Raw genomic sequence first — 18,466 nt, forward strand, 5'->3', positions numbered from 1 at the left:
CGGTTTTCTCGAAATCGAGTAAGCCGTTTTCGATACGTATACCGAACTGAACGGCTCACTCGTCAATCTGCTTGTCTCCGGTGCCGGAATCATCGGAACTTTGTTGGTCTGAAAATCGGCAGTCGCGGAACACCGCGAAAACCGATTCTCCTGACCAGCGGACTCATCATGATTGGCAGTTTCATCGTCACGGTTGCGTTCGGCAACATCTCGCCACTCGTTTCGTACATCTTTGCCTTCATTTCCGGTTTTGCGATGTACATCCAGTATCCGATTTTCATGAACTTGGCACATGAGATGAAAGGGATGACACCACAAAAAATCACCGTCCTCTTCGGTCTGTTTTGGGAAATCGCTTATGCGACGCAGACGATTTTCACCATCATTTGGAGCTATGCCCTCGGTCATATGGGCTATACCGTCTCGATGGTCGTCTTTTTCGTCAGCTGTTCGACTTATCTGCTGTTCAGCTTCTTCCTACCTGAAACAAAACCGAAGCAGACGCAACCCGCTTCGAAAAAAACGGCGTAACATCGCAAAAACCCATCGTGTTTCCTGACAAAAATACGATGGGTTTTTAGTTACAATAACGCGTATGATGTGATGTTGCCGCGTTGTTTACGTAACGCGAACAATGTCGAAATTAAACCTTCATGGTACGGAATGAACGTCCCTGCTTGAATCCGGGCGATGATTTCCTCCTCCGTCGCCCAGGCGACAGCTTGCACTTCTTCCTGTTGCAGGACGAGTGATGTTAAATCAACATCCCTTTCGATTAAGTAGATGTCATCAAATCCCTCGTCAAAATGTGACGTCAAATGCGGGCGCATGCCCTCAAAATCATAGCGCAGGCCAATCTCTTCAAACAGCTCCCGTGCCGCCGCCTGCTGGCTCGTGTCTCCCGCGACCGCACTTCCCCCGACGGTCAAGTCCCATAAATTGGACCAGCCTTCTTTGAAAGGTTGCCGTTGCTGAATCAACATTTCGCCGCTTGAGTTAAACAGACAGACGTGCACGACTAGATGATAATCGCCGTCTTGTAACTTCTTTCCCCGTGTCCATGTCCGTCCTGTTTTCTCGCGGTCCGCTGTATAGATATCCCATTGTTCCATTTACTTCTTTCCCCCTGCCCAATTGTCCGCAAACAGCGTCGAGACCGTTTTGTCTGCTTTCGCCCGGTCGAGTCCGAGCACGACACTTAAAAACAGTGTCTCCGCCGTCTCGTCGAACAGTGTCAATTTATACTGTTTGATGAGGCGAACCCACCGTCTTTTGCCTTGCCCGATTTTGTTTCCTTGATACGTGACACTAAACGTCATCGTCGCCCAGTTGATGTCGATCTGCAGGTCCCGGCTGTCAATCCGGTAATCCGCAAACATCAAAAACCCGGTTTTTTGAATGGTCGCAACGACACGCCCGTCCACTTCCACAAGGATATGCGGCAGCATGCTGAACGTCTGTTTCGTCACGCGGCCGACGTCGGCTGCTTCTTGCACAAGCTGCCAGTTTTTCTGCATTTGCAACAACTGCCCGGTCACTTCATGCGTGACGTGTCCGGCTTCATCTTCAATTGTAAAACGACGGTTCAAATCCATCGTCTGGTTCATCAAAAGTGCTTTCATCGGTTCCTCCCTGAGTTCGGTTTATGAACTTGCCTCTTCGTCCTCTTTGACACAGTCAATTGCGACGACCAGCGCAATCAACACCTTCTCGACATCAGGATCAAAGACTTGAATCTCGTAACTGTCACCAAACGTGAACCATTTTTTCTCGACGCTTCCGACGACTTCACCATGACGTTTGATTTGAAAATCCATGTCCCACCAATCGCCGTCGATTTCTAAATCTGCCGCGTCAATCGTGTAACGGTCTTTAAAGAATGTAAATGATTTTTCGATCGTCAGTGTTTCGCCATCGACCTCAACAAAAAACTTCGGCAACAGGCTGAATACTTTCTTCGTGATGGTGGCGACTTCTTCCCCGTCGACGCTCGAAATCGAAAAGGTCTTCGGAATTTGCATGAAGCTCCCTTCGATGAGATAGACATCCTGTTCCTGCTGATCTTGAATCGAAAAACGCCCCCGTAAACTAAATACTTTCTGTTTCATGTAAAGTGTGTGCATGGCTCTTCATCCTTTCGAAATTCAGAAGTTTTATTATTCTACGCACCACACTAGTATTTAGTTTCAACACAATACGAATATTTCACATAGTTAGTTAGGTTTGTTAGCGTCTCGTGAGTGGTATCGGATTAAGACTACAGTTCGCTTAGGAGGTCCACTCATGCCCATCCATACCGTCATCTTGATTACCTTACTTCTGCTCGTTGCGCTCGTCTTCATCGTCCCGCTTATTGTCGTTCTCTACTTATGGGTGACCGATTCACGTCAAAAAGAACATGCCGTCCTCCGAAATTTTCCCGTCCTCGGTAAAATGCGTTATATCTTAGAAAAGATGGGTCCGGAACTTCGGCAATACCTGTTCTTGAACAACAATGAAGGAAAACCATTTTCCCGAAACGATTACAAATCAGCCGTCATCGCCGGTAAATACAATTCACGGATTCTCGGTTTTGGATCAGAACGTGACTTCGATGAAGCCGGTTTTTATATCCAGAATGCCCTCTTTCCGACGAACCGCGATGAACTCCGGGTCGCGAACGATAACAAAGTCCCGACCTACTTATATGAACTCGATCAAGATAATTTATTCACCCGGAAAGAACATCTCGTCGAAAAACAAGTCGCGCCCTTTTTATTACAGGACAACGACGCCCCCATCATCGGTGAAGCGACGTGCCGCCAGCCGTTTCAAGTCCGCGGACTGATTGGGCAATCAGCGATGAGCTTCGGAGCACTTGGAGACCGGGCGATCACTGCGCTGTCGATTGGCCTCGGACGTGCCCAAGGCGCCTGGATGAACACGGGCGAAGGTGGTCTGTCCGACCACCATTTAAAAGGCGACGTCGATATCATCTGCCAAATCGGTCCCGGACTGTTTGGAGTCCGGACGGAAGACGGTGACTTTTCATTCGAAGAATTTGAACAGAAAAGTCGAATTCCTCAAGTCAAAGCATTTGAATTAAAACTTGCCCAAGGTGCAAAAACGCGTGGCGGGCACCTCGAAGGCGAAAAAGTCACACCGGAGATCGCCAAGGTCCGGAAAGTCAAAGCCGGTGTCGGCATCGATAGTCCGAACCGCTTTAATGAGTTCAAGACGAACGCCGAGATGCTGGCATTCGTCGAGAAGTTACGCGACATCGGTGGGAAGCCGGTCGGCCTCAAAATCGTCGTCGGGAAAGTCGATGATATCAAGGACCTCGTCGCCTATATGGCGGACTCCGGCAAACATCCCGATTTCATTACGATTGACGGCGGCGAAGGCGGGACCGGGGCGTCGTTCCAGGAGCTCGCCGACGCGGCAGGTCTTCCGATCAAATCGGCCCTCCCTTATGTCCATCAGCTCCTCGTCGCATACGGGATTCGCGACCGGATCAAACTGTTTGCGTCCGGTAAGTTGATCAGTGCTGATAAGATTGCCGTCGCCTTAGCGCTCGGTGCTGATTTCGTCAACATCGCCCGCGGCCTGATGTTTAACGTCGGTTGCATCCAGGCGCAAGTCTGTCACACAAACCATTGTCCGGTCGGTGTTGCGACGACGGACCCGAAACTGCAAAAGGCCCTCATCGTCGACGAGAAGAGCTTCCGGGTGACGAACTACATCATCTCGCTTCGGGAAGGGCTCTATAATTTGACGGCAGCGGCCGGACTTGAAAGCCCGACGCAGCTGACGGCAGAACACATCATCTACAAGGATCAAAATGGTCATGTCACGAAAGCAACGGCGCTGAACTACAATCCATTGAAATGATTGACGTGTGCAAGCAGCTGACTCCTACGATCTGTGGAGTCAGCTGCTTGCACTTTTTCTGCAATACGCTTAAAGTATATAGTTGATGAAATTTTAATTGAGCAAAACGAATTACCTTAAGGAAAGGGTTTTATATACGATGAAAAACAACTTTTGGCAGGACCTGCCACGACCATTTTTTGTACTTGCACCAATGGAAGATGTCACCGACGTCGTCTTCCGTCACGTCGTCGCGAAAGCAGCGCGGCCGGATGTCTTCTTCACTGAATTTACGAACACCGAGAGTTACTGTCATCCGAAAGGCAAACAGAGTGTCCGCGGACGCCTCGAGTTCACGGAAGACGAACAGCCGATGGTCGCCCACATTTGGGGCGACAAACCGGAATATTTCCGCGAGATGAGTATCGGGATGGCAGAAATGGGCTTTAAGGGCATCGACATCAACATGGGCTGCCCGGTCCAGAACGTCGCCGTCAACGGAAAAGGATCAGGACTGATCAATCGTCCCGACGTTGCGGCTGAATTGATTCAAGCAGCGAAAGCCGGCGGTCTGCCGGTCAGCGTCAAGACGCGTCTCGGCTATTCGAAAATCGAGGAGTGGCATGACTGGTTACGCCACATTCTCGAGCAGGATATTGCCAATCTGTCGATTCACCTGCGGACGCGTAAAGAAATGAGTGCCGTCCCGGCGCACTTCGAACTGATTCCGGAAATCAAGAAACTCCGGGATGAAATCGCGCCGCAAACGCTCCTGACGATCAACGGGGACATCAACGACCGGCAGCACGGTCTGGAACTCGTCGAGCAGTACGGTGTCGACGGTGTCATGATCGGCCGCGGGATTTTCCATAACCCGTTTGCGTTCGAAGTCGAAAAGAAAGAGCACTCGAGCGAAGAGTTACTAGGCTTGTTACGTCTGCAACTCGACCTGCATGATCAGTACTCATCTGAATTCGAACCCCGTCTGTTCAAACCGCTCCGCCGGTTCTTCAAGATTTATGTCCGCGGTTTCCGCGGGGCGAGCGAACTGCGCGCCCGTTTGATGGAGACGAATTCAACGGATGACGTCCGGGCGCTGCTCGACGAATTCGTCGAACAAGAAGGCATTCACGCCGTCAATTCGTTTTCGATTTAATGTAATCATGTGAAAGAGCAAGGCCACGCGCCTTGCTCTTTTTGTCGTCAGTTCGCTACCGCTTCCAGTCGAATCTTTAAACAGGTGAATTCAAATGGTGTGTCGCAGGTCACCCGTTCAAGCCGCCGCTTTCCGACACGCCGGTCGAGCAAGGCAAAGCCGCGGATAAAGGCATGGGGATGCGTCAACGCTTCTTCAATTGATAGTGTCGGGTACAACAGAAAATTCTGTTGGACGGCATAATTGGCATGCCATCCCTCTTGTTCCAACTCCCGTTCGATTTGCTGGTCTAATTCACTTGATGCCTTATACCAGTCTGATTGAAAGATTTCCAACGTAATCTGTTCCGGCTTTTCCGGCAAGCGGTTCTTCACCAACGCATAACGAAGATCTGACTCTAATGTAAAACGTAAATCTTCGGCCTTAAAAAAGGGTTTTCCATCCAGTGTCATCCAGACTCGAGCTTCGCCGTCATGAAAATGACGATCGACTGTTGCATAGAGATTTATACGTGTCTGAAGCGATGGTGCGACAAACGACAACATCTGTTTTTTTATTTTTGAGAATTGCACCGGGTCCTCCTTTTACACACATCAAACACCAGGCAGCAACTGACTGCCTGGTGTTTAGTTTACCCGTTCTTCATATCGAACGACTCCGTCAACGTGAAAGTAATTTGCTTCACATCAAGACCCCCGAGCGTAAAGTAGAGCTTGAAGTAATTATGCGGATTAAAGACGAAAACGTCTTTCGTTTGCGTCACCCATTCGCCGTTCGTCCCGTTGAATGTAAAGGTCGCGACCGGCATATTGTTCGCAAACAGCGTCACCGGCATCTGCGCCAGCTCACCGGCAAACGAACGTACTTCTAGCGAAACATGATACATACCTGTCTCTTCTGCAGTCACAGCAAAAACATGACTGTTCCCAGTTGACGTAACAAGTTCATCGAAGACCAGTGGCACACCACTGATGAGTGGTTGATGCGTCATGGCTTGTTCGTTTGTATCCATTGTTTCTTCTGGTAATCCTATCACTTCAACTGTCGCTTCTTGACCAAGCGCCCGTTCCATGACCGGTGAGCGGAGAATGAAGCGGCAAATGTTTGATGCACTCCGGAGTAGCTCCGCCCGTGTCAATGTGCCGTCAGTGATTGATGTTAATGTATCATCCTCAAACGGATTGGCACCCGATTCACCGACGACCATGTATAAATCGTTTTGCGAACGGACCATCGCTGCCGTTTGTTGACGGTTCGCGTCCGTTCCTTCAGCATTGATCTTCGCCCACCAGTCGGTCATGACGACACCTTCAAAGCCCCACTCGTCACGCAGAATCCGGGTGTTCTGATCATAGAGTCCAGCTGTCCAAAGGCCATTGACGGCACCATACGTCGTCATAATCGCATAGGCCTGTCCGCGTTTGACAGCATGCTCAAATCCTTTGAGATAAATCTCCCGTAAGGCCCGTTCCGAGACAATCGAATCGAGATCATGGCGATGGAATTCCTGGTTGTTGGCGCTTAAATGTTTAAGTGTTCCCGTCACGCCGACCCGGTGCATCCCGTCCAGTTCAGCGACCGCCATCATCCCCGTCAGGTGCGGATCTTCCGAGAAGTACTCGAAATTTCGGCCGTTGAGCGGATGACGGTGAATGTTCATGCCCGGTCCGAGCAAGGTATCGACGCCGTTTTTCCGAAGTTCAAGACCTGTCATCTCAAATAAGTCAGCCACGAGCTCGACGTTAAAGGTCGAGGCGACAAGCGTCCCGTTCGGAAGCGAAAAGGCTTTTGTTCCGATATCCATCCGGATGCCGGACGGACCGTCGGCACAGCAGGCTGCCGGGATCCCGAACGCCGTCAGCCGGTCGGTCACGCCGCCAAACGCCGCCGCTGTTCCCGGTGTGACACGCGGTGAATTCATCCCTTCACCGCGGACGATCGCGGCGAGATCCTCATCCGTCAACTGATCGAGGAACACGTCGAGTGATGTGTTGCCTTCGTAAACGTCCTGCAATGTCAGTCCTTGATCGTCCGAGTAGATCCGCTCTACGGGACGTTCCGCTAAGCGACGGGCTTCCGGATCAATCGTCCGCAGCGATGTTGCTTCGTACGACACGTCGTAACCGGTCTCCGTCTGTTGCGGCTTCAAGCGGTCGAATGCCGTGACCGGTGCCATGTTTTCGCTTAACGTCTCGATCACCTGTAACTGCCCGATCGTTTGCGTGGCCACGTGCGCCGCCGTCCGGACATCTGTTCCGACGTACAGATGATATGCTCCCGCTTCGATGACGTAAGACGATTTATGACCGGTCAGACCGGAGTCATCGTAGCTCGCGTATTCTGTCAGTGGAACCGTTAACGTCAGCGTTTCACTTTGACCCGCTTCAAGGAGTTGGGTCTTCGCGAACGTCACAAGTCCACGGGCCGGATTGCCGAGCTTCCCTTGTGGTTTCTCAAGATAGACTTGGACGACTTCTTTTCCGCTGTGCTCTCCTCTATTCGTGACGGTGACGGTTAACGTCACCTGTTGCTCCGTCATATCGATCGTCTCCGTCGCGACGTCAAACGTCGTATAGGATAAGCCGAATCCGAACGGATAGAGAACGTCGTCTTTCGCAAACGTCTCGAAGTAACGGTACCCGACATAGATGTCTTCTTTGTAAATCGCCCGGTCTTCGTGACCGAAGTACGGTGTCGACGGATACGCATCAAGTGAACGGGCAATCGTATCCGGCAGTTTCCCGGATGGTGTGACAGCGCCCGTCAAGAGATCGACCAAAGCATTGCCGCCTTCCATCCCGCCTTGCCATCCGTACAGAATCGCACTCGGATTGAAATCGACTGCCCACTGCATATCGATGACGTTCCCGACGTTCAGTAAAACAACCGTCTTCGGGAAGGTCTGCGAGACTTTTTCGATCAACGTCAACTCGACGTCCGTCAGCAGATAACTGCCCGGGTCCGCCGTGTTATCCCGGTCTTCACCGGCTGTCCGGCCGATCATGACGATGGCGACATCTGACTGTTCCGCTGCGGCTGCGACCAACTCATCGCTAACCGGCATTTCTTCCTGTGACCATGTTTCTGCCGCCCAACCTTCCCCTTTATCAAACGGGTGATCTTCGAGCCATGCTTCATAGACGTCGAGTAACGACTGGTTCAGTGTCAAATCCGGATGACGTTGCAGGGCTTCGAGCGGACTGACTACGTATGAGACGTTGACCATTCCACCTGATCCTGTTCCACTTTTATAATAATTGAACTGATTGCGTCCAAAAACAGAAATCGTTGTCCCGGTAGCAAGTGGTAACGTCTGATTATCATTTTTTAACAGGACCGCGCCTTCTGCGGCCGTCTTTCGTGCAAGTGCTGTATAAGCGTCCCAATCTAGCGTGTATGTCGTCATCTGCTCATCCCCCTATGGTGTTTGTATCAGATTTTATCTCAGCAAACCGTTTCTGAAGACCGTTCGCGATTTCCGTGATGCAGTCTTCCGCTTGCGGGTATTGCCCGAGTTTTTCAATGAAGGCATGATCCATGCCGTTGTACTGAATCCGTTTTGTTTTGACGCCGGCCCGCGCGAGTTTCCGTCCGTACGCTTCGCCTTCAAGACGGAGGTAATCGTACTCTGCCGTGATGATTAACGTTTCCGGTAATTCTGCCAGCTTGTCACTGAAGAGTGGTGAGACGTGCGGATCCTGTACGTCCGTCGTCCCTTGCAGGTACAAGCGGTTTAACAAGCCATCCGTGTCTTCAAGTGCTGTGACGATCCCTTCAAGTAACTCACGATTTTCGTTCATCTCGTACGCGTCAAGACGCCACTCGAAGTCGTCCGTCGGCAAGGCGGCAAGATTGATGACCGGATAGAGCAGGACTTGGTACTGGATCATCTCTGTCTGTTGTTCGCGGTCAAGCAGGGCACAGACGGTCGCCAGGTTGCCGCCGGCACTGTCGCCGGCGACGGCTAGCTGCTCGCTGTTGATGCCGAGCTCATGCGCCTGTTCGTAGACCCATCTGACGGCCGCGAAACAATCGTTCAGACCGCTCGGGAAAGGATGTTCCGGTGCCAGCCGGTAATCGACGGAAATGACGACGACGTGCGCCCTTTCTGCCAGCAACTTACACGGGTGCTCGACCGGTTCAAGCGTCCCGCCGAAAAAGCCGCCGCCGTGAAAGTAGAGAACAGCCGGTAACGGTTCCGTCGACCGGGGACGATAGATTCGTGCCGGAATCGGTTGTTCCCTACTTGGAATCATGATGTCTTCCGTCGTGATGTCTGTCGTCGTCAGGTCGGTATTGACCCAGCCCATCCCGGCCCGTGCCGCTTCGAGTGAAAACGGGATGGGTTCCGGTGAAGGCACTTGCTGCTGCATCACGTCCATGACCCGTGGATCGAGCACACCTTTTTCTTGACGGTCCGGCACCGATTTGATAACGACTTCAACGCCATCTTGCAGTTCCCCGGTCGTTTTTTCCGCTAACCGATCGACCAATTGCTGATAATCCTGTCCCATGCATCTTCCTCCTTTAACTCCATCATTTGCTTGCTTATCAGAGATTATTCATTTGTCAAAATAAGTATCGAAACCGCTTTCGTAAATCTCAAAAAATTTTTAGGATCCCCTTTATCAATAAAAAGAGACCGCTTACAAAACCAATCATACGCATCTTTATCCGATTAATCAATCATTCTGGATGATTCCAAAAAAGCCACTCATCTTTCGCGTGCTTCCCTTGTCGGAATGACGTGAAATGAGTGGCTTTTTGACTTAACTTAAAATATTTTCTTCGGAAACAAGCTTAAAGCCGTCAATGATTGTATCTTCCTCGACTTCGATCAACAGACATTGTTTGCCGTTGTAATTGACTTGCTTAATATACTTCAAGTCTTGCGGACTGACCGTGATGTTTGCGACTTTCGTATTGATTTTAATTGATTTCGCTTCATAGTTCGGGACGATGTTGCTCGCCTTCATTTCGTACGTCGTATCATCGATGACTGTTTTGAAGGCCCGCTCGACCTGTTCCGTGTCGACGTCTTCGATGCCGCTCGCTTTTAGGACCCGTTCGACTTCTTTGACGTCAAGCATCGGTATCTCTTCCGTCTCATCTTCCTTTTCGTCTTCAAGGACAAGCAGGTGATTGACTTCTTCATAGACACCGGCAAGCGTCTTTGAATCGACTTCTTCGCCGATGACGAGCTTGACGATTTCTTCAAAGACCGCTTTATCTTCTTCCGCCGTCACGATTTGGTCCCCGTTCAGGACATTTTCGATGAAGGCAAGGTCCGGTTTATTCGGCTTGCTTGCTGTGTAAAGGACACGGTTAACGTCCGCCGCATTGTCCGTAAAGCACGGGAATAAAAAGCCGCCGATCGGTGACGCGAGTTTAATGACCGGATTGATCAGCAGGTTCGACTTAAATTCGAGATCGACATAGTCAAAGACGAGCGACTGTTTCGGCAGTTCCGTCTGATTAAGACTGCTGAGGATGAATGGCGTCGTATAGACTTCATCGTTTTTATCGACTTCCGTCTCGTCTGCCTGACGTTTCGTCGTCTTGTAATACTGTCCCCGGATGAACGTGACGACGATATCATTGTCGTACTGAACGTCCTGGACCATCTTCAGCGCAATCTGTTGCATCTGTTCCGTCCAGTCTTCCGTCTCTTCCGTGTAGAGCCCTTCGTACAACAGTTGTTGCGTATGTCCGGTCGCACCTTCTTCCGGTTGCTGGAATTTGACTTCAAACAGCTTGATGTCGAGCTTACCGGTTAAAACTTTCTTGAAGTTCGCCAGGAACAGTTCCTGTTGCTCGAGTTCGAGAAAAGCGAACGGTCGGCTTTCTTCATAGAAAATTTCACTCGTTTCCTTGCGGATATATACATTATAAATTTCGTTGATTTTAAGTAGTTCCGAATCGACCTTAAAATGGCGACGGATATCACTGATGTCTTGTTTGTTCATGATGCGATTTCAGCTCCTTGGCGTTTGAATTCCTCGTGGCTCCTAAAAAAGGAGTGCCTCCTGTCCAAGTCGAACAGAGGTACCCCTTTACTATACAAGATTTGAATCAGATTCGCTGACAGAGTTCAATTCTTTGCCCGGGAACTGAATAAATAATGTCTAATTAGATAACCGACCAGAACAATCAGCAACGCGATGGAAAAGTAGACGATGAAATTCAGCGCGACCGGCAGAAAAATCGAGACGACATAAATGATCATCACCGTAACGGCATAAAACAGTAAAAACTGGCTGATGGCTTTCAATGGATTTCTCCTTTCGACGGAATTCGTATCAATCCTGTTCGAAGGCTCTAAAACTGTAAGAGTTCGTAATTGGTTCATGGATCACCAATTCGTAGCCGAGACCTCGTTCATCCGCTTGCTCGACAATCGACTCAATCTGAACCGTATTAAGGTGGCGTTGGACGAAGACGAGTGAAATGGCTACCGCGAACGCTAAACCAGTTAAAAGAACGATAGATGTAATAGATGAATGTAACCTTTTTTTCATGGTCTCAGCCCCTTTTTCAATTAATACGTTTTATTTCATCGAAAGTTCCTAGTTTTATTATTATGGCAGTTTTATAAATCTACTTTCTTTGTGTCTTCATATTGTCCATGTCAATACCATTTAATTTTTGTAATTTTTACATGATTTCAACCCTTTAAAAAAAATTCAATGGCATACTGAAAAATGTAAGAGGATTCTCTCATCATAACCTATATAAGAGGAGGCAGTTCATGTTCCAGAAACTCAAGTTACTCGCCGTATCCGTTGTCTTGTTCCTCACTGCATTTCAGTTCGACCTTTCACCCGTCTCGGCACTCCCGTCCGGACTTCCGTCAAAAGCAACCGCTCAGTCTGAATTAAATGCATTAACGGTCAAGACCGAGGGCACGATGACCGGTTACTCCCGTGATCTTTTCCCGCATTGGAGCAGCCAAGGTGGTGGATGTGACACACGTCAAGTCGTCTTGAAACGCGATGCGGATTCTTACGTCGGCAATTGTCCGGTCACGTCCGGCTCATGGTACAGTTATTACGATGGACTGACGTTCACGAACCCATCCGACCTCGACATCGACCACGTCGTGCCGCTCGCTGAAGCATGGCGTTCTGGGGCAAGCAGCTGGACGACGACGACCCGTCAAGCATTCGCAAACGACCTCGAAGGTCCGCAACTGATTGCGGTTTCTGCAAGCTCGAACCGTTCAAAAGGAGACCAGGATCCATCAACATGGCAACCGACACGCTCGGGTGCAAGCTGTGGTTACTCGAAGATGTGGATCCATACAAAAAGTCGCTGGGGCTTAAGTCTCCAAGCAGCCGAAAAAACAGCATTACAAACGATGTTAAACACATGTTATTACTAAAAGAAGCACACATTCCCCATAAATCAAGTTATCCGGAAGGACTGATTCGATGGAAACGAAAACCTCTACTTTCACCGCCACGCATGGTGTGATGACAAATGAAGTCGGCGTCATCAGCGGCGAGCTGGAATTACGGACGACATGCCAGGAGGACGGCATGCTGGAGCTTGCGATTTTATATGCCGGGGCAACAGACGTCTATACCTTACCAGGGAAAGATTATCAGTTATATGATGCCCGCGATCATGACGTGGTACACCGGATGTTAGCAACTGTGCTTGAACGTACTTAAGAAGAGAAAAAGCAGCCATGGCGAAGGTTCTCGTCTTGGCTGCTTTTAAATGTTTTATCGTCCGATGCGACGAAAGGCAACAATCACACCGACTGAACTCATTAAGAATGCAAACAGAATATACGCATCGCTTTTCGTATAGTCTCCACTCGTTTCGTCACTGTCTGCATTGTTACTCGCTTCATTATTTAAGGGTTGATTGTTATTTGGATTTTCTCCATCAGCATTTTGAGGCGGTCCTTGTCCTTGTCCTTGTCCGCCCCCCATATTTTCATTGAGGTACGTCTTTTTCTCTTCAATCGTCATCGTCTCAAAATCATCTGGTAAGGCGATTGGCAGATTTCCAGATTGAATCTGTTCGACAAATTGATTAAATTCTTCATCTGTCATCGAGTTAATGTCGGGTCTTGGCCCCATATTCCCTCCTGGTTGTGCTGGTGCACCTTCTTCATTCGTAGTTTGTTTATTATTGTCTGGGGTTTGATTTGCAGCTGAATTGTTTTCAGCTACCTCGTCAGCGTCAACCACGAGTTCACCCGATAATTGAGCTAATATTGATTCACTGCGTTGTTTAGCAAACTCTGGGAGACTGTTTTCACCACTGACACCTTCTAAAAATTCTTCCGTTGTAAAGAATTTAGAAGGATCGCTGTCGACGTAGGGTTCTAATAAGATACCGAGCTTCGACGTAATAGACTCCACGTTTTCTTCAGTTAAAATTTCAGTCGCAATTTCTTCCAGATACTCCTCGTATTGCTTCGATAAGGTTTCGTCACTTAATAGTACGTTCAACAAAGGACGTTCAGATAAAGTTGTACCAGAAACGGGCTGATCTATGCTGAAGTTGATCGTGTCTTCACTTAATAATTCTCCAGCCTGCGTTCCGCCACCTTGATTCCCTCCACCTGCTTGAGGAGTTACCGGTTCTGCATCTGTATCAGACTCCTGCGTGGGCGGAACTTGTTCCGGTCTAGTTTCAGGAGCTGTTACTTCTTCACCTTGTGTGTCTGCACCATTTTGTGTAGCTTCTTCGCCCGGTCCGCCTTGACCACCGGGTCCACCCTGACCGCCACCACCCATGTTAAATCCACCAAACGACATATTATAATCCCAAGGTAAAATCGAAAATTCACCGTCTGCATCTTCGTAGAGATAATAATTATGCTTCAGTTGGCCTTGATAACTATCTAAGCTGACTAAAGACGTGTTCAGGGCAAAATAGCGGAGCATCTCATCCGTATTCAGGTAATCCTCATACCCCTCCCCTTCATTGATGGCTTTCAGCATCGAGATCAGTTCAGATTCGTCTACACTTTCTTCATTCATTTCAACTTCGATACCGTCATAATCTTCAAGTGAATCACTTATATAAACCAAATCACTACCTGTACCGTCCGGCTTATACAAGTACCCTTCCGTCGTATTATAATTTTGGGCGATAAACGTCTCGTCAATTGCTTCTACACCGAGCATCAGTCCATAGTATTCTCCATTCACCATGACCTTCATGTAGGCATGCTCCGGTGTCTCTATTCCCATTTGCTCCATCAATTCATAAGAAACAAACTCTTTCATTTGTGTCGTGTCACTAAAGTTGTTATTTAAATTGAGTTTGGATAGACCATAATAACTTTGATTGGAATCATAATAGTTAAAATCTACTTTTAAGCTATACCGGTCTGAATCTTCATCACGAGCAACTGATGTTAATGAGGAGTTTCCTTTTGTACGGATGGCTACATTCGAAACTTCTTCTCCATTAATCGTGATAGAAGCTTCTTTATACTCCTCCTCAAGCGGATTTTCAATCAAATCCTCCCATTCATCGTCATCCATTGAAATCTCAATAGTAGAAACTTCATCTTTATTAAACATGGTTTCGTCATACGAATACGCAGAATTTACTTTTTGTAGTTGAAATTCTTGAACCGTATAAAGGCTCCCCACTGTAAAGAAAATCGCAACGAGCATTAACGTGATAATCCATCTTTTTTTTATTAACATTTCCACCCCTCCATTACGTAAATCTTAAGTAATCCGTTTAATTGAAACAGCGGTGGCAGCAAGAGTTTTCTTGCTGCCACTTGAGGTTCTCTCTTTTAATTAGGCAGTAAAGTTCCCGTCGTAACTGATCATGACCGCTGATTGGACACCTTTCATATCTGAAAGTGTGTTTAAAAATTCCATATCGTCTTCTTTAACACGAATTTCGTAAGTCACCTCAAACTGATTACCGGGTAACACAGACTTTGATTTGACTGTATGTTTCTTCGCATAATTCTTGACGACATGATCCACTAATTCAATGACTGAATTTTCGTTATATTTGATAACAAGTAAATAAGGATTTTCGATTTTGATTTTATTCACAAACAAAATTAAAACTAGACCAATGGCGATAGAACCTAATACTGCCAGAGGAACGAATCCTGCTCCACATAAAATCCCGACTACGATTGCCCAGAAAAGATAAACAATGTCCATCGGATCTTTAATCGGTGTCCGGAAACGGACGATCGATAGCGCACCAACCATACCAAGAGACAACAAGACATTTGACGAAATCCCCATGATAATGAGTGAAGTCGCCATCGTCATGATAATCAGCGAGATGTTGAACGTATGAGAATAAATCACGCCGGCAAACGTCTTTTTATATACCGTGTAAATCAATAAACCTAAAATAAACGCTGCCACTAAACCGATCAAAGAATCAACAATTGAAAAGCTCGTTGTTTTCTCTAAAATATTGGACTTGAAAATATCATCAAAAGTTACATTTTCCATTTCTATTCCTCCAAATGACTAATCTTTTATACGTTAGTCTTTTTTATTATCCGTACATTCGACTCATTTGATATTTTGAATACGTTCCTTTTCGTCTGTTACCAATCTGAAGAAGTTTTTTTATGACATCCGGTAGAAATTCGTCATACTTAATTTCTAAAATGACGACATCCGGATTCGTTTCAATCATCGGCAAATCAAAATTGAGAACGTCATTATTTCGAAAACTGGTTTTGATATCGCTGTCAAACGTGACCCGGACATTCCCGTAATGATAAATGAACACTTCACGTTCATAATCCACTACGGTCATTGGTTTGATCTGGTACATCTTCATTTCAATATAGAGTTCACGAATCAACATTCGTTCATCATGTTCCATCCAAGAAATCTCGCCATTTCGCATGTCTTCATACTCTTCAATGCGAATACGACATTTTTGCTTGTACGTGAGATTATTACGCTTACTTTTCTTCTCCAAATGGAGAAGACTGATACGATGGTCATACAACCGCACACGAAATTTATCTCGGTCGTAGTATCCTTCTTTTTTTTGCGTTAGCACTTTATTATCGATGTTATCGAAATACACGCTTCGAATATGATATTTGCCTTCCTCGTTTGCATGAGGATCGACCTCCATAATGTGCTTCAATCGATGGCGAAGCAGGTAACAATCCATTTTTGATAGCTCGTGCTTAAGCTCCGTCCGCCCTTGTACACCATTCAACGTCTTTGCCTGCATAGCGTTCAACTCCCTTTTAATAACTTCCTCATGCCTTGATTATTAAAGATAAACCTTAAAAATTGCTTAAAGTTTTACGCGATTTGAACAAAAAAAAAAGGAAATCACAAATGCGTGATTTCCTTTTTAGGCAATTTAATTTGAAAAATACTTCCTTTTGATTCACCAGTATCGACTACTTTAATTGTGCCGCCATGACTAACGACAATCCAGTGGGCGATTGCTAAACCTAGACCGGTCCCACCGGTATCTCGTGTTCTCGCTTTATCTTCTCTAAAGAATCTTTCAAAAATTCGTTTTCTATTTTCTGGACTTATTCCAATGCCTGTATCACTTATTTCTATGATTATCTTATGTCCTTCCAGATATGTTTTCACCCCGATACTTCCATTTTCCGCGGTAAACTTTAATGCATTATCCAACAGGATGACGAACAGTTGATGCATCCTGCTCTTATCTGCTTCAATTTCTATCGGAGTATTTACATGAAGCCACATCGTTTTATCTTGCATTTCAGCAATTTCAAGATAGGGCTGACAGACACGTCGTACAAAATCATCTAAGTGGAACGTTTCTGTACTTAACAGGGTTTCCAATGAATCTGCACGGGCAAGCGTTAGCAAGTCGGTCGTCAGCTTCGACATGCGTCTTGTTTCAGATAAACTGAGTGCAATGCTCTCAAAAGAGTCTACAATTTTTTCATTAGGCTGGACCAATAACAATTCAAGCTTATTTTGAATGATCGTCAACGGGGTTCTTAACTCATGCGAAGCATTTTCCACAAATTCAGCCTGGCGATCCCAGGACTTAATGATTGGTTGCATTGTTTTTTTGGATAGTAAATAACTAATCGTAAGAGAAAGAACAATGCTTACAATTGAACAAATCAGTAAAATCCATCTGAAGTTTTCGGTTAGACTTTCTTCAGCATCTGTATTAATTAACAGTTGGGTGTAGGAAAAATCATCACTCTCATCATTCTCGTAAGACAAAGACCGAAAAGTATATTCATCCTTTAAGCGAACCTTCGTGACTTCATTCAAGGACTCTTCGTTAAAGTTTTGGTCTTCAAAATAATTTTGATAGAACTGCGTACCAATCTGATCTTCATTTACATTTTCGCCCTCACTATTCCACCGTAAGACAATGATTCGTGGATTTAACGGGGGCGCCAGCTGGTCCGGTTGCCCACGGTCAGCCGGCAGATTTTCTTGCTGATCTAAGTCTTCACGTTGTATTTTTTGTTTGAAATTATATAACTCCTCATCCGCTTTTTTATAAAGCGTACTTTGAACGAGTGTAAAAATAATCACGCTGAATATCGCAAAAATCAGCGTAAATGCAATAAAGTTCAACGACATAAACGTAAATTGCTGCTTGCTTATTATCTTGTTTTTATTCATGCGTCCTGACCTTCCTCGGATAACATATAACCTAATCCACGAAATGTCTTAATGTAACGATCGTAATCATATGCCTTTAATATTTTACGAAGATGACTTGTATAGACTTCGACGACTGTATTCGTCGTATCTGATTGAAAGCCCCAAATCCGGTCAAATATTTGTTCTTTCGTCACAATCGTTTCTTTGTTGTTAATGAGATACTCAAGTAGTTCAAATTGCTTTCGATTTAACTTAATCGACTCTCCGTTTAAAGTGGCAGTTTTAGTTTTTACATTCAGAATAAGCTCTTTAAACGAAATATTATTTTCTTTGAAATGCCCAATTGTCCTTCGAACGATTGCCTCTAACCGTAACAATAATTCTTCCCGGTGAAAGGGTTTCACTAAATAATCATCTGCACCTAGACGAAGACCCTGTATTTTATCATCAATCGCATCTTTAGCTGTTAAAATAATTACGGGTGTCGTGATGTCCTTTGACCGTAATGCCTGTAATACTTCGTATCCGTTCATAAGCGGCAACATCAAGTCTAAAATAATAATGTCATGGATGTTTTGCTCAGCTAAATAAAGCCCTTCTTCTCCGTCAAAGGCTTGAGAAGTTTCATATAATGTATTCGTAGACTCGACAATTGTATTGGACAGCATCACATCATCTTCAATAATTAGTATTTTCATAAGATCCTCACTTTTCAATTTAAACTTTATTCTGCACCACTGAGATTAGAGAAGAAACAATCTATTTCGCACGTGTAAAGTTTACCGTAAAAAAGATTGTATCAGACTAAAGATTAGACGGTATCATGATCCGATTAGAGTCGCTAAGTATGCTGATTTTAACTAAACCTTAC

The 18,466-nt window shown here is 46.4% G+C and carries 19 protein-coding genes; 5 read left to right on the forward strand and 14 right to left on the reverse strand.

Annotated features, from left to right (window positions below; genetic code table 11):
* The first annotated feature begins 168 nt into the window (after positions 1–168).
* Positions 169–531: a hypothetical protein gene (locus KNP98_RS07660; RefSeq protein ID WP_214766268.1), complete on the forward strand. Its 363-nt coding sequence runs from the start codon at positions 169–171 to the stop codon at positions 529–531.
* 50 nt (positions 532–581) lie between these two features.
* Here KNP98_RS07660 and KNP98_RS07665 read toward each other — a convergent pair whose 3' ends face one another.
* Genes KNP98_RS07665 through KNP98_RS07675 form a run of 3 tightly spaced genes read right to left on the reverse strand, consistent with a single transcriptional unit; the run spans position 582 to position 2,123 of the window.
* Positions 582–1,112 (reverse strand): NUDIX hydrolase, encoded by a 531-nt coding sequence (locus KNP98_RS07665; protein WP_214766265.1) that lies wholly within the window; start codon positions 1,110–1,112, stop codon positions 582–584.
* Entirely contained in the window at positions 1,113–1,622 is a 510-nt protein-coding gene (locus KNP98_RS07670) for an LURP-one-related/scramblase family protein (RefSeq protein WP_214766263.1), read from the reverse strand.
* A 21-nt stretch (positions 1,623–1,643) separates the two neighbouring features.
* Positions 1,644–2,123, reverse strand: a complete 480-nt coding sequence (locus tag KNP98_RS07675) for an LURP-one-related/scramblase family protein (protein ID WP_214766261.1) — start codon at positions 2,121–2,123, stop codon at positions 1,644–1,646.
* A gap of 160 nt (positions 2,124–2,283) precedes the next feature.
* Here KNP98_RS07675 and KNP98_RS07680 point away from each other — a divergent pair, with 160 nt between their 5' ends.
* Entirely contained in the window at positions 2,284–3,870 is a 1,587-nt protein-coding gene (locus KNP98_RS07680) for an FMN-binding glutamate synthase family protein (protein ID WP_214766259.1), read from the forward strand.
* A 139-nt stretch (positions 3,871–4,009) separates the two neighbouring features.
* On the forward strand, positions 4,010–5,005 hold the full coding sequence (locus tag KNP98_RS07685) for a tRNA dihydrouridine synthase (RefSeq protein ID WP_088838280.1): 996 nt from the start codon (positions 4,010–4,012) through the stop codon (positions 5,003–5,005).
* A 47-nt stretch (positions 5,006–5,052) separates the two neighbouring features.
* Here the strand turns inward: KNP98_RS07685 and KNP98_RS07690 are convergent, their stop codons facing one another.
* The 6 genes from KNP98_RS07690 to KNP98_RS07715 form a co-directional block, all read right to left on the reverse strand.
* Entirely contained in the window at positions 5,053–5,577 is a 525-nt protein-coding gene (locus KNP98_RS07690; protein WP_214811039.1) for an SF0329 family protein, read from the reverse strand.
* A gap of 59 nt (positions 5,578–5,636) precedes the next feature.
* Positions 5,637–8,411, reverse strand: a complete 2,775-nt coding sequence (locus KNP98_RS07695) for a glycoside hydrolase family 3 protein (RefSeq protein ID WP_214802379.1) — start codon at positions 8,409–8,411, stop codon at positions 5,637–5,639.
* 4 nt (positions 8,412–8,415) lie between these two features.
* Positions 8,416–9,519, reverse strand: coding sequence for an alpha/beta hydrolase (locus KNP98_RS07700; RefSeq protein WP_214802384.1), 1,104 nt, complete (start codon positions 9,517–9,519; stop codon positions 8,416–8,418).
* A 255-nt stretch (positions 9,520–9,774) separates the two neighbouring features.
* Positions 9,775–10,971, reverse strand: a complete 1,197-nt coding sequence (locus tag KNP98_RS07705) for a DUF4317 domain-containing protein (protein ID WP_214805365.1) — start codon at positions 10,969–10,971, stop codon at positions 9,775–9,777.
* A gap of 125 nt (positions 10,972–11,096) precedes the next feature.
* Positions 11,097–11,276, reverse strand: a complete 180-nt coding sequence (locus KNP98_RS07710; RefSeq protein ID WP_012371875.1) for a hypothetical protein — start codon at positions 11,274–11,276, stop codon at positions 11,097–11,099.
* 28 nt (positions 11,277–11,304) lie between these two features.
* Positions 11,305–11,523, reverse strand: coding sequence for a hypothetical protein (locus KNP98_RS07715; protein WP_088838286.1), 219 nt, complete (start codon positions 11,521–11,523; stop codon positions 11,305–11,307).
* A 230-nt stretch (positions 11,524–11,753) separates the two neighbouring features.
* Here KNP98_RS07715 and KNP98_RS07720 point away from each other — a divergent pair, with 230 nt between their 5' ends.
* Both KNP98_RS07720 and KNP98_RS07725 read left to right on the forward strand, forming a co-directional pair.
* Positions 11,754–12,386 (forward strand): HNH endonuclease family protein, encoded by a 633-nt coding sequence (locus KNP98_RS07720; RefSeq protein WP_214805367.1) that lies wholly within the window; start codon positions 11,754–11,756, stop codon positions 12,384–12,386.
* 49 nt (positions 12,387–12,435) lie between these two features.
* Positions 12,436–12,678, forward strand: coding sequence for a hypothetical protein (locus KNP98_RS07725; RefSeq protein WP_088838288.1), 243 nt, complete (start codon positions 12,436–12,438; stop codon positions 12,676–12,678).
* Positions 12,679–12,732: 54 nt separating this feature from the next.
* On the opposite strand, the gene KNP98_RS07730 is transcribed toward KNP98_RS07725, so the two are convergent.
* From KNP98_RS07730 to KNP98_RS07750, 5 genes are all read right to left on the reverse strand, one after another.
* Positions 12,733–14,682 carry a CotH kinase family protein gene (locus KNP98_RS07730; RefSeq protein WP_214805369.1) on the reverse strand — a complete coding sequence of 650 codons (1,950 nt, stop codon included), beginning with the start codon at positions 14,680–14,682 and terminating at the stop codon, positions 12,733–12,735.
* Positions 14,683–14,781: 99 nt separating this feature from the next.
* Positions 14,782–15,465: a DUF4956 domain-containing protein gene (locus tag KNP98_RS07735; RefSeq protein ID WP_088838290.1), complete on the reverse strand. Its 684-nt coding sequence runs from the start codon at positions 15,463–15,465 to the stop codon at positions 14,782–14,784.
* Between the two features lie 46 nt (positions 15,466–15,511).
* The gene (locus KNP98_RS07740) at positions 15,512–16,210 is read right to left on the reverse strand and encodes a polyphosphate polymerase domain-containing protein (RefSeq protein ID WP_214805371.1); all 699 of its coding nucleotides are present in this window, start codon (positions 16,208–16,210) and stop codon (positions 15,512–15,514) included.
* Between the two features lie 104 nt (positions 16,211–16,314).
* Complete coding sequence (locus tag KNP98_RS07745; RefSeq protein ID WP_214770310.1) at positions 16,315–17,613, reverse strand: sensor histidine kinase; 1,299 nt, start codon at positions 17,611–17,613, stop codon at positions 16,315–16,317.
* The gene (locus KNP98_RS07750; protein ID WP_088838293.1) at positions 17,610–18,293 is read right to left on the reverse strand and encodes a response regulator transcription factor; all 684 of its coding nucleotides are present in this window, start codon (positions 18,291–18,293) and stop codon (positions 17,610–17,612) included. The genes KNP98_RS07745 and KNP98_RS07750 overlap by 4 nt, the downstream gene beginning before the upstream one ends.
* Between the last annotated feature and the right edge of the window lie 173 nt (positions 18,294–18,466).

Source organism: Exiguobacterium sp. s127 (genome assembly GCF_018618695.1).
In the GTDB taxonomy this organism is placed as follows: Bacteria; Bacillota; Bacilli; order Exiguobacteriales; family Exiguobacteriaceae; genus Exiguobacterium_A; species Exiguobacterium_A oxidotolerans.